Annotated in this window: 12 protein-coding genes; 10 read left to right on the top strand and 2 right to left on the bottom strand. The window is 75.2% G+C overall.

The window, feature by feature from the left end:
- The first annotated feature begins 33 nt into the window (after nucleotides 1–33).
- The gene (locus B9L22_RS14700; RefSeq protein ID WP_031316670.1) at nucleotides 34–1,200 is read left to right on the top strand and encodes a ubiquitin-like domain-containing protein; all 1,167 of its coding nucleotides are present in this window, start codon (nucleotides 34–36) and stop codon (nucleotides 1,198–1,200) included.
- Between the two features lie 21 nt (nucleotides 1,201–1,221).
- Here the strand turns inward: B9L22_RS14700 and B9L22_RS14695 are convergent, their stop codons facing one another.
- Nucleotides 1,222–1,608: a VOC family protein gene (locus B9L22_RS14695; RefSeq protein ID WP_233140157.1), complete on the bottom strand. Its 387-nt coding sequence runs from the start codon at nucleotides 1,606–1,608 to the stop codon at nucleotides 1,222–1,224.
- A gap of 138 nt (nucleotides 1,609–1,746) precedes the next feature.
- Between B9L22_RS14695 and B9L22_RS14690 the strand changes: the two genes are divergently transcribed.
- The 5 genes from B9L22_RS14690 to B9L22_RS14670 all read left to right on the top strand — a co-directional run bounded on the left by B9L22_RS14690 (nucleotide 1,747) and on the right by B9L22_RS14670 (nucleotide 6,987).
- The gene (locus B9L22_RS14690) at nucleotides 1,747–2,736 is read left to right on the top strand and encodes a YafY family protein (protein ID WP_086150921.1); all 990 of its coding nucleotides are present in this window, start codon (nucleotides 1,747–1,749) and stop codon (nucleotides 2,734–2,736) included.
- 341 nt (nucleotides 2,737–3,077) lie between these two features.
- The gene (locus B9L22_RS20705; protein WP_304441593.1) at nucleotides 3,078–4,499 is read left to right on the top strand and encodes a resuscitation-promoting factor; all 1,422 of its coding nucleotides are present in this window, start codon (nucleotides 3,078–3,080) and stop codon (nucleotides 4,497–4,499) included.
- Nucleotides 4,500–4,631: 132 nt separating this feature from the next.
- Nucleotides 4,632–5,573, top strand: coding sequence for a 16S rRNA (adenine(1518)-N(6)/adenine(1519)-N(6))-dimethyltransferase RsmA (gene rsmA / locus B9L22_RS14680; protein WP_061268077.1), 942 nt, complete (start codon nucleotides 4,632–4,634; stop codon nucleotides 5,571–5,573).
- Entirely contained in the window at nucleotides 5,570–6,520 is a 951-nt protein-coding gene (locus B9L22_RS14675; RefSeq protein ID WP_086150920.1) for a 4-(cytidine 5'-diphospho)-2-C-methyl-D-erythritol kinase, read from the top strand. The genes rsmA and B9L22_RS14675 overlap by 4 nt, the downstream gene beginning before the upstream one ends.
- Nucleotides 6,521–6,573: 53 nt before the next feature.
- Nucleotides 6,574–6,987: a hypothetical protein gene (locus B9L22_RS14670; RefSeq protein ID WP_061268078.1), complete on the top strand. Its 414-nt coding sequence runs from the start codon at nucleotides 6,574–6,576 to the stop codon at nucleotides 6,985–6,987.
- 20 nt (nucleotides 6,988–7,007) lie between these two features.
- Here B9L22_RS14670 and B9L22_RS14665 read toward each other — a convergent pair whose 3' ends face one another.
- Nucleotides 7,008–8,030: an acetylxylan esterase gene (locus B9L22_RS14665; protein ID WP_086150918.1), complete on the bottom strand. Its 1,023-nt coding sequence runs from the start codon at nucleotides 8,028–8,030 to the stop codon at nucleotides 7,008–7,010.
- 258 nt (nucleotides 8,031–8,288) lie between these two features.
- On the opposite strand from B9L22_RS14665, the gene B9L22_RS14660 reads away from it, so the two are divergent.
- The 4 genes from B9L22_RS14660 to B9L22_RS14645 all read left to right on the top strand — a co-directional run bounded on the left by B9L22_RS14660 (nucleotide 8,289) and on the right by B9L22_RS14645 (nucleotide 14,699).
- Nucleotides 8,289–10,280: a DUF1349 domain-containing protein gene (locus B9L22_RS14660; RefSeq protein WP_086150917.1), complete on the top strand. Its 1,992-nt coding sequence runs from the start codon at nucleotides 8,289–8,291 to the stop codon at nucleotides 10,278–10,280.
- Between the two features lie 250 nt (nucleotides 10,281–10,530).
- Nucleotides 10,531–11,619 (top strand): LacI family DNA-binding transcriptional regulator, encoded by a 1,089-nt coding sequence (locus B9L22_RS14655; protein ID WP_034650649.1) that lies wholly within the window; start codon nucleotides 10,531–10,533, stop codon nucleotides 11,617–11,619.
- 48 nt (nucleotides 11,620–11,667) lie between these two features.
- Nucleotides 11,668–13,299 (top strand): FAD-dependent oxidoreductase, encoded by a 1,632-nt coding sequence (locus tag B9L22_RS14650; protein ID WP_086150916.1) that lies wholly within the window; start codon nucleotides 11,668–11,670, stop codon nucleotides 13,297–13,299.
- A 53-nt stretch (nucleotides 13,300–13,352) separates the two neighbouring features.
- On the top strand, nucleotides 13,353–14,699 hold the full coding sequence (locus tag B9L22_RS14645; protein WP_086150915.1) for a sugar ABC transporter substrate-binding protein: 1,347 nt from the start codon (nucleotides 13,353–13,355) through the stop codon (nucleotides 14,697–14,699).
- The last annotated feature ends 2 nt before the right edge of the window (nucleotides 14,700–14,701 follow it).

The raw sequence follows: 14,701 nt of genomic DNA, 5'->3' as shown, positions 1-14,701 counted from the left end.
GGCGGGCGTCCTCCCGCAGAAGGGACCGCCCGCGTGCTCGCACCTGACGGAACCGGCCGGCGGCGCGTGCAGCGCCTCGCGGCCCAGGGCCTCGTCGTCGCGAGCCTCGTCGGGGTCACCGGCGCGTTCGCCACGCTCCACAAGGACGTCACGCTCGACGTGGACGGCGAGCTGCACCAGGTCTCCGCGTACGGGCGCACGGTCGCCGCGGTGCTCGACTACCAGGGCGTCGCGGTCGGCGAGCAGGACCTCGTCGAGCCCGCGCTCGCCGACCCGGCGCGCGACGGCGGCACGATCGTCGTGCGCACGAGCCACGACGTCACCGTCGAGATCGACGGCCAGGTGCAGACGATCCCGACGACGGCCCGCACCGTGGGCGAGCTGCTCACCTACCTCGGTCCGCGCGCCGAGGGCGCCGTGACCGAGGTGTCGCGCACGCAGGCCCTCGGGCGCGAGCCGATCCGGGTCTCCACGCTCAAGACGGTCCACGTCGCGGTGGACGGCGCCGTCATGCCCATCACGACGGCCGAGCCCACGGTGCGCGGGGTCCTCGCGACCGCGGGCATCGTGCTGGCCGAGGGCGACGGCACGTCCGCGCCGCTCGACGCCGCGGCGGTGGACGGGATGCTCGTGCTCGTGAGCCGCGCGGCGGCCACGGCGGACACGGTCACCGAGGTCCTGCCGTTCGAGACGGAGGAGCGCGAGGACCCGACGCTCCCGCAGGGCCACCGCGTCGTCGTGCAGTCCGGTCGCGTCGGCGAGGCGGTCACGACCTACTCGGTGCAGACGCTCGGCGGGGCCGAGGTGTCGCGCACGGTCCTCACGCGCACGGTCACGACGGAGCCGCGGAACGAGGTCATCAAGGTCGGGACGATGGACGTCTCGGTCTCGGTGGACCCGGGCTCGGCGCGCGCCGTGGGCCGCTCCCTCGCCGCGCAGCGCGGCTGGGGCGACGACCAGTTCGTGTGCCTCGACAAGCTCTGGACCAAGGAGAGCAACTGGCGCGTCGACGCGGACAACCCGAGCTCGAGCGCGTACGGGATCCCGCAGGCGCTCCCCGGCTCCAAGATGGCGAGCGCGGGCTCCGACTGGCGCACCAACCCGGCGACGCAGATCACGTGGGGCCTCGGGTACATCGAGGGCCGCTACGGCACGCCGTGCTCGGCGTGGTCCCACTCCGTCGCCAAGGGCTGGTACTGACCGCTCCCCGCAGTCGCCCCGCTACCGCCCGAGCATCTCGAGGTAGTGCGGGTTCTGCATGATCCCGAGGACGTTGCCGAACGGGTCCACGACCGAGGCGGTGACGAAGCCCTCGCCCTGCCCGCGCTCGACGACGCCCTCGTACTCCGTCGCGCCCAGCGCGAGGAGTCGGGCGAACGCGGCCCGCACGTCGTCGACGTGCCAGTTCACGATCGCGCCGCCCGGGGTCCCCGGCTGGGGGCGCGGCGACCACGACCGGGCGATGATGCCCAGCTCGTCCTGCCGGTCGCCGACGCGGAACTCCACGTACCCGCCCGGCACCAGGTAGTAGGGCTCGGTCCCGAGCACCTCCGCGTACCACGCGGCTGCGGCCTCGAGGTCGTCGGCCCACAGGTTCAGCGTCGCCATCCCACGCAGCATCGTCGTCTCCTCCGTCGTCGGGCGGTGCCCGGTCCCGTCGTCCCGTCGCCCCCGGCAGGGCCGACACGTCGACCGTAGGCCCCGCTGCGGAACGTGCGGTTCCGCAGCGTGCGGCACGATGGGGACGTGCTCGACACCTCGGTCCGGCTCCTGCGCCTCCTGGCGCTCCTGCCTGCGCGCGCGTCCTGGTCCGGGCCCGAGCTCGCGGACCGCCTGGGCGTGACGACCCGCACGGTGCGCAACGACGTCGAGCGCCTGCGCCTGCTCGGCTACGAGGTGCGGTCGTCCCCGGGAGCCGCGGGCGGGTACCGGCTGGCCTCGGGGGCGGCGCTGCCGCCGTTGCTGCTGGACGACGAGGAGGCGACCGTCGTGGCGGTCGCGCTGCGCGCCGCGGCCACCGGGTCGATCGCCGGGGTCGAGGAGGTCGCGGCGCGCGCGCTCGTCAAGCTCGACACGGTCCTGCCCGCCCGCCTGCGCGTCCGGGCGGACGCCCTGCGTGCCGCCGTCGCGAGCGCACCCGGTGGCGGGCCCGCCGTCGGGGCGCAGGTGCTGGCCGACGTCGCGGCGGCGATCGCCGCGCGCACGGGGCTGCGCCTCGACTACCGCGCGCACGACGGCACGACGACGTCCCGCGCCGTCGAGCCCCACCGCCTCGTCCACGTGGGGCGCCGCTGGTACCTGCTCGCGTTCGACCTCGACCGGGACGACTGGCGCACCTTCCGCGTGGACCGGCTGACGCTGCGCACGCCCGGTGGCCCGCGGTTCGTCCCGCGCCCCGTGCCGGGCGGCGACGCCGTCGCGCACGTCGTTCGGGGCGTCGGCTCCGCCGCGTGGGCGCGGCCCGTGCGGGTGCGGCTGCACGCCCCGGCGGGCGTCGTGGCGGAGCGGCTCTCCCCGGTCGCGGGCGCGCTCGCCGACGACGGCCCCGACGCGTGCGTGCTCGAGACCGGGGGTACGTCGCTCGCCCAGGTCGCGGGGTTCCTGCTCAGCCTGGACGTGGACGTCACCGTGCTGGACCCGCCCGAGCTCGCGACGGTCCTGGCGCGGATCGGGGCGCGCGGCGTGCGCGCCGGGCGCGTGCGCGCGCACGAGCACGGGGAGGGGAAGGGCGCGTGAGGCGGCGTGCGGGACTCGTGGAGAGTGCACGACATTCACGCCTAAATCCGGACAGAACTCGCCAGCGTATCCCCCCAGGGGTTGGACTTCGATAACAGATCGGTTACGGTCGATCGTCGCTCGCGCGTGAACGGCGTGCTCCGACGGTCCACCCGGACCGGCGGGACGCGCCCGGACCGACGCGAGCGGTGCGCCGTCGACGGGCCCTGGGGAAGGGGTGCCGAGGGTGGCGCCGGCAGCCGGATCGGCCGCTCGAGACCCGTGGTCGCACGTGTGCGCCCGCCGCGGAGGACGTCAGCCCGCCGTGGGCCACGGGTGGTGCCACGCGCCGTCGAGCCTCCGTGCCCGGGACGCACGACGACTGGACCCGAGTGAAGAACCCCTTCCACCGGACCGCTGACGCGGCCGGCGCCCCCGAGGGCGCCGACATCACCCCCGACACCACCGAGACCCTCGCGGAGAGCCCCCAGAGCCCCGCGACCACCACCGCGCACCGTCGCCGCCGCTGGCCGCTCGTCGCCGGCGCGACCACCGTCGTGCTCCTCGCGACCGGTGCCGTCGCCTACGGCCAGGCGCGCAAGACCGTCGAGCTCGACGTCGACGGCCAGATCACCACCGTCACGACCTTCGCCGGCTCGGTCGAGGGCCTGCTCGCCGAGCAGGACGTCGCCGTGGGCGACCGCGACCTCGTCGTCCCGGACGTCGACTCCGCCCTGCGCGGCGGTGGCGACGTCGTCGTGCGCTACGGGCGCGAGGTGCCCGTGCAGGTCGACGGCTCCCAGTCCTCCGTGTGGCTCACGTCGCTCGACGCGGACGAGGCGCTCACGACCCTCGCCTCGCGCGGCAGCGACGTGCGCCTCGTGGCGTCGCGCTCCGGCGAGCGCGCCTCCCTCCCGATCCGCCTCGACGCGGACGGCCCCGTGAACGTCGTCGTCGACGGCGAGACCAAGGTCGCCCCCGACGGCAGCATCGGCATCGACGCGATCCTCGACCAGCAGGGCGTCCAGCTCGGCGAGCTCGACCGCGTCCACGTCGAGAAGACCGAGCAGGTCGAGGCGGCCCAGGCCGCCGCGGCCGCCACCGAGGAGCCGGCCGCCGTCGCGACGTCCGAGGACACCGAGGCCGCGGCGGACGCCGCGCCCGTCTCGCTCGTCGTGCAGCGCGTCAAGGTCGAGGAGGTGCCCACCGAGGCGGCCGTCCCGTTCGAGACGGTCACCGAGGAGGACGCCGACCGCTTCAAGGACCTCGACCCGGTCGTCAAGCAGGAGGGCGCCGAGGGCGTCCACACGACCGTGCACCGCGTCACGACGGTCGACGGCGTGGAGGAGTCCCGCGAGCTCGTCTCCGAGGGCGTCACGACGCCGCCGGTGAACAAGATCCTCGTGCAGGGCACCAAGGAGCGCCCCAAGCCGGAGCCCAAGCCGGCGGCGCCGCAGCGCTCGTCGTCCTCGTCGTCGGGCGGCTCCTCGTCGGGCGGTTCGTCCGCCCCGGCGCCCGCCCCGGCCGCCGACCTCGGGTCGGCCCCGGCAGGGGTCTGGTCCGCGCTCGCGCAGTGCGAGTCCGGGGGCAACCCCGCGACGAACACCGGTAACGGCTACTACGGCCTCTACCAGTTCTCGCTCTCCACGTGGCGGGCGATGGGCGGCTCCGGCCTCCCGTCGGAGGCCTCGGCGGCCGAGCAGACGCAGCGTGCCCAGGCGCTCCAGGCCCGTTCGGGCTGGGGCCAGTGGCCCGCGTGCGCGCGCAAGCTCGGGCTCCTCTGAGCCTGCACGGCACGCACCCGGCCGCCTGAGGGCGGACCGGTGGACGACGACGAAGGGCGGGGCGCACGGCGTCCCGCCCTTCGTCGTCCCCGGCGAGGGCCCGTCGGTGCCGGGTCGGTAGGCTTGCGTCCCATGAGCGATACCCGAGGCGCCCTGCTGGGTCCGGCCGAGATCCGTGACCTGGCGGGGCGTCTCGGCGTCCGCCCCACCAAGACCCTCGGCCAGAACTTCGTGCACGACGGCGGCACCGTCCGCAAGATCGTGCGCGCGGCGGACGTCCGCCCGGGCGAGCGCGTCGTCGAGGTCGGGCCCGGGCTCGGCTCGCTGACTCTCGGGCTGCTCGAGGCCGGCGCGAGCGTCGTCGCGGTCGAGATCGACCCCGTCCTCGCGCGGCAGCTCCCGGACACGGTCGCGACGCACGTGCCCGACGTCGGCGACCGGCTCGAGGTCGTGGGCGCCGACGCGCTCGAGGTCACGTCGCTGCCCGGCGAGCCGCCCACCGCGCTCGTCGCGAACCTCCCGTACAACGTCGCGGTGCCCGTGCTGCTCACGTTCCTCGAGCGCTTCGACTCGCTCGAGCGCGTGCTCGTCATGGTGCAGGCGGAGGTCGCGGACCGGCTCGCCGCGCCCCCCGGGTCGCGCACGTACGGCGTGCCGTCGGTCAAGGCCGCCTGGTACGCCGACGCGCGGCGCGCGGGCACGATCGGGCGCTCCGTGTTCTGGCCCGTCCCCAACGTCGACTCGGCCCTCGTCGCGCTCGACCGCCGCGAGCCGCCCGCCACCGCCGCGACCCGCGAGCAGGTCTTCGCCGTCGTGGACGCCGCGTTCGCGCAGCGCCGCAAGATGCTGCGCTCGGCGCTGTCCGGCCTGGCGGGCTCCGCGAGCGTCGCGGCCGAGGTGCTGGAGGCCGCCGACGTCGACCCGCAGGCGCGCGGCGAGGTGCTCGACGTCGCGGCCTTCGCGCGCGTCGCCGAGCAGCTCGTCCGCCGCGTCGGCCTCGCCGACCGTCCGGCGCGCGGCGCCGCCCCCGCCGCGGAGCGACCCACCGGTCGACCTGGCACAGTGGACGCGTGACACCCCCGCGCCCGCCGAGCATCTCCCTCGCGCCGCCCCCGTCCGTCCGCGTGCGCGCGCCCGGCAAGGTCAACCTCTCGCTGCGCGTCGGGGCGGTGCAGGACGACGGCTACCACCCGCTCGTGACGATCTTCCAGGCCGTCGGGCTCAGCGAGGACGTCGTCGCGCACCAGGTGCCGCCCGGCTCCGGGGTCTCGCTCAGCGTCTCGGGCCTCCAGGCGGACGCCGTGCCGACCGACGAGACGAACCTCGCGTGGCGCGCCGCCGTCGCGCTCGCGGAGCACGTGGGGCTCGACCCGGACGTGCGGCTGGAGATCCACAAGGAGGTCCCCGTCGCGGGCGGCATGGCCGGCGGGTCGGCCGACGCCGCCGCCGCGCTCGTCGCGTGCGACGCGCTGTGGGACGCGGGCGTGCCGCGCGCCGAGCTCGTCGCCCTCGCCGCGGGGCTCGGGGCCGACGTCGCGTTCGGGCTCGTCGGGCACACCGCCGTCGGGACGGGGCGCGGCGACGTGCTCACCCCCGCGATGACGCGCGGGGAGTTCCACTGGGTGTTCGCCGTCCAGGCCGAGGGCCTGTCGACCGCGCAGGTCTACCGCACCTTCGACGAGACCGTGGGCGGGCCCGCCGAGCTGGACCTCGCCGAGGACACCGCGCTCATGCAGGCCCTGCGCGCGGGTGACGCCGTCGGGCTCGGGCAGGTGCTGCGCAACGACCTGCAGGGCCCGGCGCTCACGCTGCGGCCCGAGCTCCAGCGGACGATCGACGTCGCGACGGAGGCCGGCGCGCTGGGTGCGATCGTCTCCGGCTCCGGCCCGACCGTCGCCGCGCTGGCCCGCAGCCGCCAGCACGCGCTCGCGATCGCGGCCTCGTGGACCGCGAACGACGCGTGCGACACCGTGTGGTGCACCACGGCCCCCGCGGCGGGCGCGCGCGTCGTCGCGCACTGACCACCCGGCCCGCAGCGGGCGCCCCCGAGGGGCGTGCGCGTAGGCTCGCCGACATGGTGGGGGAACGGCTCGGACTGCTCAGCCTGCGGCTCGACGCCGCGTACTGCCTCGTGCTCGGCGTCGTGGTCGCCGCCCTCGCGCCGTCGTGGGCACCCGCGCTGCGGGTGCCGGTCCCGGTCCTCGCAGGGCTCGGGGTGGCGGTCGTGGTGTGGGCGGGTGCCGTCGTCTGGATGACCGCGCGGCTGCCGCTGCGCGCCGCCCTGCGCACGGTCATGGTCGCGAACGTCGTGGCCGCCGCTGCCGTCGCCGCGTTCTCGGCGACGACGGCGGGCGTCCTCGTGCTGCTCGCGGTCCTCGCGGTCGCGGCGGACGTCGGGCTGTTCGCGGGCTCCCAGGCGGTCGCGCTGCGCCGGTTGCGCGCCGCGCCGGGCGGCGCGACCTCGCGGTCGCGTGGCCCGGCGGTCTAGCGGTCGAGCAGCCAGGCGGTCTAGCGGTCGCGCAGCCAGGCGAGCTGACGGGCGAAGCGGTAGCCCTGGCCGCCCTCGTGCTCGTTGTAGCGGTAGACGTCGATCGCGCGCTCGGCACCGGGCGCCGCCCCGGCGGCCGCGCCCCAGCCGTTGTACGCCGCGTAGACGGTGGACGGCGGGCAGACCTGGTCCATGAGCGCGACGGAGAACAGCGCCGGCGCGGTGGCGCGGCGGCCGAGCACCGCCCCGTCGAGGTAGGACAGCGTGCGGAACACGGTCTCCTCCGCGTCGCGGTGGACGGCGAGGTAGCGCGTCAGCTCGCGGTACGGGTCGCGGTCCGTGATCTCGACGGCGCGGCGGTAGTGGCACAGGAACGGGACGTCGGGGAGGGCCGCGACGAGCCCGTCGGCGAGGCCCGCGACGGCGATGGCGATGCCGCCGCCCTGGCTCACGCCGTGCACGGCGACGCGCTCCGGGTTGACGCCGGGCACCGAGCGCACGGCGTCGACCGCGCGCACGCCGTCGGTGAAGACGCGGCGGTAGTAGTGGTCGTGCGGGTCCTCGATGCCGCGCGTGAGGACGCCCGGGACGGCGGGCCCCGACCCGGCCGGGTCGGGCGTGCCGCCGCCGCTGCCCCACTGGCTGCCCTGCCCGCGCGTGTCGACGACGAGGTGCGCATACCCGGCGTTCGCCCACGCGAGGTGCTCGTGGGGCAGCCCGCGACCGCCGCCGTACCCGAGGAACTCGACGACCGCGGGCAGCGGGGCGCCGTCGCCGGTCGCGGCGGCACGGGCGGCCTCGGCGGGCCGCACGAGCCACGCCTTGACGGGCTGGCCGCCGAACCCGGGGAACGTCACGTCGTCGACCACGACCAGGTCGAGGCCGGTCTCCACGCGCTCCAGCCGCACCGTCCCGGCCGGGTCCCCGCCCGCCTCGCGCGACTCCGCGAGGGTCCGCGCCCAGAAGGCGTCGAGGTCGGCGGGCTCGTCGAGCACGGGGGCGTAGGTCTCGAGCTCGGCGAGGGGCAGGTCGAAGAGCGGCACGGGGCGATCCTCCGGTCAATACGTCTGATGTCCGACATTCAGGTGCGGTCGGGACGACTCTAGCGTCGCGGCCCCGCGCACCGTGAGCACGCTAATAATGCGCATCATCCCTTTGACCTGCGCCGTGCCCGTCCGGCGACACTGCCACCAGCCCACGTCTCCACGTGGCACCCGGCGGCGACGACGCCGCCGACGAGGAACCGACGGAGGTCCCCTGTGAGAACCCGAGCAGCAGCACCACGCCGCAGACCGCGCGCCGTGGCGACGGCGGTCGCCACCCTGACGGCGGTCCTCGCCGCCGGGGCGGTCGTCCCCGCGACGGCCCTCGCCGCAGGACCGCCGCCCGCGGCCACGGCCGCCACCTCGACCGGAGTAACCACCGGACCGACGACCGACGGCCCGTCCGCGTCCGACCTGCCCGTGTTCGAGTACCGCGGCGTGGTCACCGACAAGGAGTCGATGCTCTACAACCCGACGGACGAGTTCATCTTCCCGAGCGTCTTCCACGCGGGTGCGTACCTCGACGACCCGCTGGGGGAGTGGTACCTCTACTACGCCCCGCACGACTCCCCGGGCGGCATCTCGGTCATGTACGCCGACTCGCTCGAGGGCCCGTGGACGGAGTACGCGCACAACCCGATCGTCGCGGACGAGTGGCTGCCGTTCTACGAGCGCGTCTCGCACGTCTCGTCGCCCGACGTCCTGTGGGACGACGCGACGGACCAGGTGCTCCTGTACTTCCACGGCGAGAACTCCACGACGCGCTGGGCGACGTCGCCCGACGGGCTCGCGTTCGACGACTCCGGGGTCGCCGTGACGAACGCCGACAGCGGCGCGGGCACCACGGAGACGTCGTACGCGCGCGTCGTCGAGCACCCGGACCCGTCGTCCGGCTACCGGTTCGCCATGACGTACATGCAGAACCGGACCGACGACATCCGGCGGATCAAGCTGGCCGAGTCGGTCGACGGCAAGACCTGGGTCGTGCGGCCGGACCCGCTCGTCGTGCCCGACGCCGCGACCGGCACCAACGTGTCCGGCGGCAACCTGTGGGAGTGGGAGGGTCAGCTCTACGTGATCTACCACGGCTCCACGGGCATCACGTTCGCCCGCACGCTCGACCCGACGATGACGCAGGTCGGCCCGCGGTGGGAGCTGCACCGCGCGAGCGGCGTGGGCGACGACACGGGCCGGGTCGCAGCCCCGGAGATCGTCACCGACGGCGACGAGACGTACCTCTTCTACGAGTCCGGCGACCGCCTGGGCGCGACGATCGCGTGGGCGCAGCGCGACCCCGACGCCGTGCGGCCCCCCGAGCCGGGCCAGGACCCCGACCCGCTGCGCGAGCGGTGCAGCGGCGCGGCGTCCGACGAGTTCGACGGCACGACGCTCGACCCGGCGCGCTGGACGGTGGTCCGGCCGGGGACGGCCCGGCACGAGCTCGTGGACGGCGCGCTGCGCGTCCCGGCGTACCCGACCGGCGTCTCAGGCGCCGCGCTGCCGCTCCAGGCCGTGCCCGCCGGGCCGTGGGAGGTCACGACGGCCGTCTCCGTGTCCCCGACGGAGCGGTTCCAGCAGGGCGGTCTCCTGCTGTACCGCGACGACGCGAACTACGCGAAGCTCGACCTGGTGCACGGGTCGCTCGGCCCGCGGGTCGAGTTCATCTGGCGCCAGAACGGCACGGACCGCAACACCGGCTTCGACTCGGTCGTCCCGCCGGCGGGCCTCGGCGACACCTTCTGGCTGCGCCTGACGAGCGACGGGACCGCCGTGCAGGCGTCGGTGTCGGTCGACGGCGTCGAGTTCGCGCCCTGGGGCCGCACGGTGGACGTGGCGGCGCTCCGGGCGACCGGCGTCGGTCCGTTCGCGATGCGCGGCTCGGCGACGCCGCCGGAGATCGTCGCGTCGTTCGACTGGTTCCGCTGGACGCCGACCGCCCAGGAGGCGGCGGCGTGCGAGGACGACGAGCCCGCCGTCGAGGTGGAGGCCGTCACGCGGTGCCTCGCAGGCCGCGCGTACGTGGCCGTGACGGCGCGCCCCGCGGGCGACGACGCGGTGGCGGTCCGGCTCGCGACGCCGTTCGGCGAGCGCACCGTGGCCGACGTCGCGCCCGGGCGCAGCGCGTACCAGTCGTTCGCGACGCGGGCCACGACGGTCGCGGCGGGGGAGGCGACGGTCGAGGTCGTGGGGGCGGACGGCGTCGGGCGGGGGACGACGACCGCGCCGTACGGCGCGCTGACCTGCGGGTAGCGCGCGGCGCGAGCAGGGGGCGACGGGCCCGGGGACGCACCACGGTGCGGACCCGGGCCCGTCGTGCGTCCCGCGCCGCACGCCCGGCCACAGGCAACGACCGCGCGGCATTATGCGGATCACCTGGAGCGCGTCCACCCGCGGAGCCGCACGGGTCCCGGCGTAATAATGCGTATTACTCCGTTGACCGGCCGGGCCCGGCCTGGCGAGACTCCTTCCACGTCATCGACGACGTGATCGAGGAGGATCCATGCCGAGGCACCGCATCACCCAGGCCGACGTCGCCGCCATGGCGGGTGTCAGCCAGGCGACGGTCTCGTTCGTGCTGAACGACTCCACGCCCGCGGGGGTGCGGATCAGCGAGGAGACGCGCCAGCGCGTGCTCGACGCGATCCGGATCACGGGCTACTCGGCGAACCCCGTCGCGCAGCGTCTGGCGGGCGGGCGCAACCAGATCCTCGGCGTCTTCACCTACGAGGCGACGTTCCCGCGCTCCGGTCGCGACTTCTACGGGCCGTTCCTCGTCGGGATCGAGCACGCGGCCGAGAAGCTCGGCATCGACATCCTGCTGTTCACGAGCGCGCGCGTGGTCGACGGGCGCCGTCGTCTCACGCGCGACGGCTGGCAGCGCCTCGGGATCGCCGACGGCTGCCTGCTGCTCGGCCAGCACGAGGACCGCGGCGAGCTCCAGCACCTGCTCGACACGAACTACCCCTTCGTCTTCATCGGCAAGCGCGGCAGCGACGGCGGACGCCTGCCCTACGTCGGCGCCGACTACGTCGCGGCGACCGCGCGCCAGGTCGAGCGGCTCGTCGAGCTCGGCCACGAGCGCATCGGGTACGTCGGGCCGCGCGGCACCGACCAGCCCACGCTCGACCGCGTCGACGCCTACCGCGCGACGATGAAGGCGCACGGCCTGACCGTCCGGTTCGTCGAGCTGGACGACGTGCCTGCGACGGCGGCCGAGATCGTCGACCAGCGGCTCACCGCCGTCGTCGTGGCACCCGAGAACTCCCCGGAGGAGCTCGTCGACGAGCTCGAGGACCGGGGCGTGCGCGTGCCGGCGGACGTCTCGGTGCTCCTGCTCGGCCAGCCGCACCACGGGCGCCCCGGCGGGCGCCGCTGGTCGGGCTTCTCCATCCCGCGCGAGGAGATGGGCGCGCGCGCCCTCGTGCTGCTGTCCCGCCTCGTCGCGGCCGAGTCCGGCTCGGGGCGCTCGGACCGCCGCGCGTCGCGCGCCGTCGCCGTCCCGGAGGACGAGCTCCACCAGCTCCTCGAGTGCGTGGACGTCGACGGCGAGACCGTCGCCGCGCCGTCGGGCGTCGCGGCACCCGCCTGACCGACCTCAGACCGCACCACCGAGCACCAGAGAAACGGAAACCCCAGCGTGACCCATGCAGACCTCCAGGCAGACGTCCTCGTCGTCGGCGGCGGGCTCGGCGGCGTGGCCGCCGCGCTCGCGGCGGCGGAGCGCGGCGCCCGCGTCGTCCTCACCGAGGAGCACCCGTGGATCGGCGGCCAGCTCACGTCCCAGGCGGTACCGCCGGACGAGAGCCCGTGGGTCGAGCGGTTCGGCGTGACCGCGCGCTACCGCGCGCTGCGCGACGGCATCCGCGACGTCTACCGCCGCTCCTACCCGCTCACGGACGCCGCGCGCACGTGGGACGCCCTCAACCCCGGCGCGGGCTGGGTCTCCAAGCTGTGCCACGAGCCGCGCGTCGCGGTGGGCGTGCTCGAGGAGATGCTCGCCCCGTGGCGGTCCGCGGGCCGCATCCGCCTGCTCGAGCGCGTGCGCCCGACGGCGGCCACCACCGACGGCGACCGCGTCACCTCCGTGACGCTCGCCCCGGTCACCGCCGACGCCGGGGGCGCGGTCGTGACGGTGCACGCGGCGTTCGTCGTCGACGCGACCGAGACGGGCGAGCTCCTGCCGCTGACGGGCACCGAGTACGTCACCGGGTTCGAGTCGAACCGCGAGACCGGGGAGCCGAGCGCGCCGGACGAGGCGCAGCCCGACAACGTGCAGGCCCTCAGCGTGTGCTTCGCCGTCGAGCACGTGGACGGCGACCACACGATCGACCGCCCCGAGCGCTACGACTTCTGGAGCACGTACACCCCCGGCCCGTGGAACGGGCGCCGGATGCTGTCGTGGGAGGCGCCCAACCCGCGCACGCTCGCGATGGACGTGCGGTCGTTCACCCCGAACCCGGGCGACGACCCGCGCGCCGTCGACGCCGACCAGTCGAAGAACCCCGGCGACGGGAACCTCTGGACGTTCCGGCGTATCGCGGCCCGCGACCTCTTCGCGCCGGGCCACTACGCGAGCGACCTGTGCCTCGTGAACTGGCCGAGCATCGACTACTTCCTCGCGCCCGTGCTCGACGTGCCGCGCGACGTGGAGGAGGCCCGGATCGCCGACGCCCGGCAGCTCAGCCTCTCGATGCTCTACTGGATGCAGACCGAGGCGCCGCGCGCCGACGGCGGGACCGGCTTCCCGGGCCTGCGCCTGCGGCCCGACGTCATGGGCTCGGCCGACGGCCTCGCCCAGGCGGCCTACCACCGCGAGTCCCGCCGCCTGCGCGCCGTGACGACGGTGACGGAGAACGACGTCTCGTACGCCGTGCGCGGCGACCGCGGCGCGACGCGCTACGACGACTCGGTCGGCGTCGGCATGTACCGGATCGACCTGCACCCCTCGACGGGCGGCGACACGTACATCGACGTCGCGTCGACGCCGTTCGAGATCCCGCTCGGCGCGCTGCTGCCGCAGCGCGTGACCAACCTGCTCGCCGCCAACAAGAACATCGGCACGACGCACATCACCAACGGCTGCTACCGCCTGCACCCCGTCGAGTGGAACGTCGGCGAGGTCGCCGGCCACCTCGCGGCCCACTGCCTCGCGACCGGGCGCACGCCGCACGCCGTCCAGTCGAAGGCCGACCTCCTCGCCGACTACCAGGACGAGCTCGTCCGGGCGGGCGTCGAGCTGCGCTGGCCCGCCGAGGCCCACCCCTACTGACCCGGGCTCCCCGCGCCCGGGCCTCCGCCCACCCTCAGTCCGAAGGAGAACTGATGAACCCCCTCATCCCACGGTCGGCCCCTCGGCCCGCCCCGCGCCGGCGCCGCCTCGTCGGCGCACCCCTGGCCGCCGGCGGCGTCGCGCTCGCCCTCGTCCTCACCGCGTGCTCCGGCGGCGGCGACGACGTCGCGGGTGAGCCGAGCACCCCGAGCGAGCCGGTCGAGCTGCGCATGACGGTCTGGACGGCCGACGAGACGCAGCTCGCGCAGTTCCAGGAGATCGCCGACGCGTACGTCGCGGAGAACCCCGACCTCGTGTCCGGCGTGACGTTCGAGACCATCCCGTTCGAGGACTACACGACGTCCCTCACGACGCAGCTCGCGGGCGGCAACGCGCCGGACCTCGCGTGGATCCTCGAGAGCTACGCGCCCGAGTTCGTGGCGAGCGGCGCGCTCGTCGACGTCGGCCCCAAGCTGCAGGAGACCGAGGGGTACGCGTACGACGACCTACTCGACTCGTCGCTCGCGCTGTGGGAGAAGGACGGCGGCCTCTACGCCTACCCGTTCTCCAACTCGCCGTTCGCGCTGTTCGTCAACACCGACCAGGTCGCCGCGGCGGGCCAGCCGAACCCGGCCGACCTCGTCGCGTCGGGCGACTGGACCTACGACCAGGTCCGCGAGATCGCGGCGGCGGCCGCCGCGACGTCGGGCAAGCAGGGCCTCGTGGTGCGCGACTTCGACTACAAGGTGTGGGAGAACCTGTCGACGATCTGGGACGGCTGGGACGCGACGCCGTGGAGCGAGGACGGCACGCAGTGCACGTTCACCGACCCCGAGATGGTCGACGCGCTCACGTGGGTCCACGACGCGACGTTCGTCGACAAGGCGCTGCCCGGTCCCGGCACGACGGCCGACTTCTTCGCGGGCGACTCCGCCATGACGATCACGCAGATCAGCCGCGCGTCGTCGCTCGACGACTCGTTCGGGTGGGACGTCGTGCCGCTCCCGGCGGGCCCGGCGGGTCAGCAGAACGTCATCGGCCAGGCCGGCATCGGTGTCTTCGCCGCCGGGGAGCACCCCGACGTCGCGGCCGACTTCCTCGCGTGGTTCACCAACCCGGAGAACGCCGAGACGCTCGCCGCGTACTTCCCGCCGCCGCGCGAGTCGCTGCTCACCGCCGAGACGCTCGGGGCCGCCAACCCGAAGCTCAGCGAGGAGCAGCTCCAGGCGGTCGTCGTCGACGGCATCCAGGGCGCCGTGACGAAGCCGTCGCACCAGAACTTCGCCAAGCTGCAGGACACGGTGCGCGCCCAGCTCGACGCGCTGTGGACCGCCGACGCGGACGTCGAGGGCGTCCTCGCCGACACGTGCGCGGCGATCCAGCCCCTGCTCGGGGACTGAGC

The sequence above is a fragment of the Cellulosimicrobium sp. KWT-B genome (assembly GCF_002127155.1).
Taxonomy (GTDB): domain Bacteria; phylum Actinomycetota; class Actinomycetes; order Actinomycetales; family Cellulomonadaceae; genus Cellulosimicrobium; species Cellulosimicrobium funkei.
The sequence above is the reverse complement of the archived record's forward strand: the minus strand, read 5'-3'. Positions and strand labels throughout refer to the sequence as shown.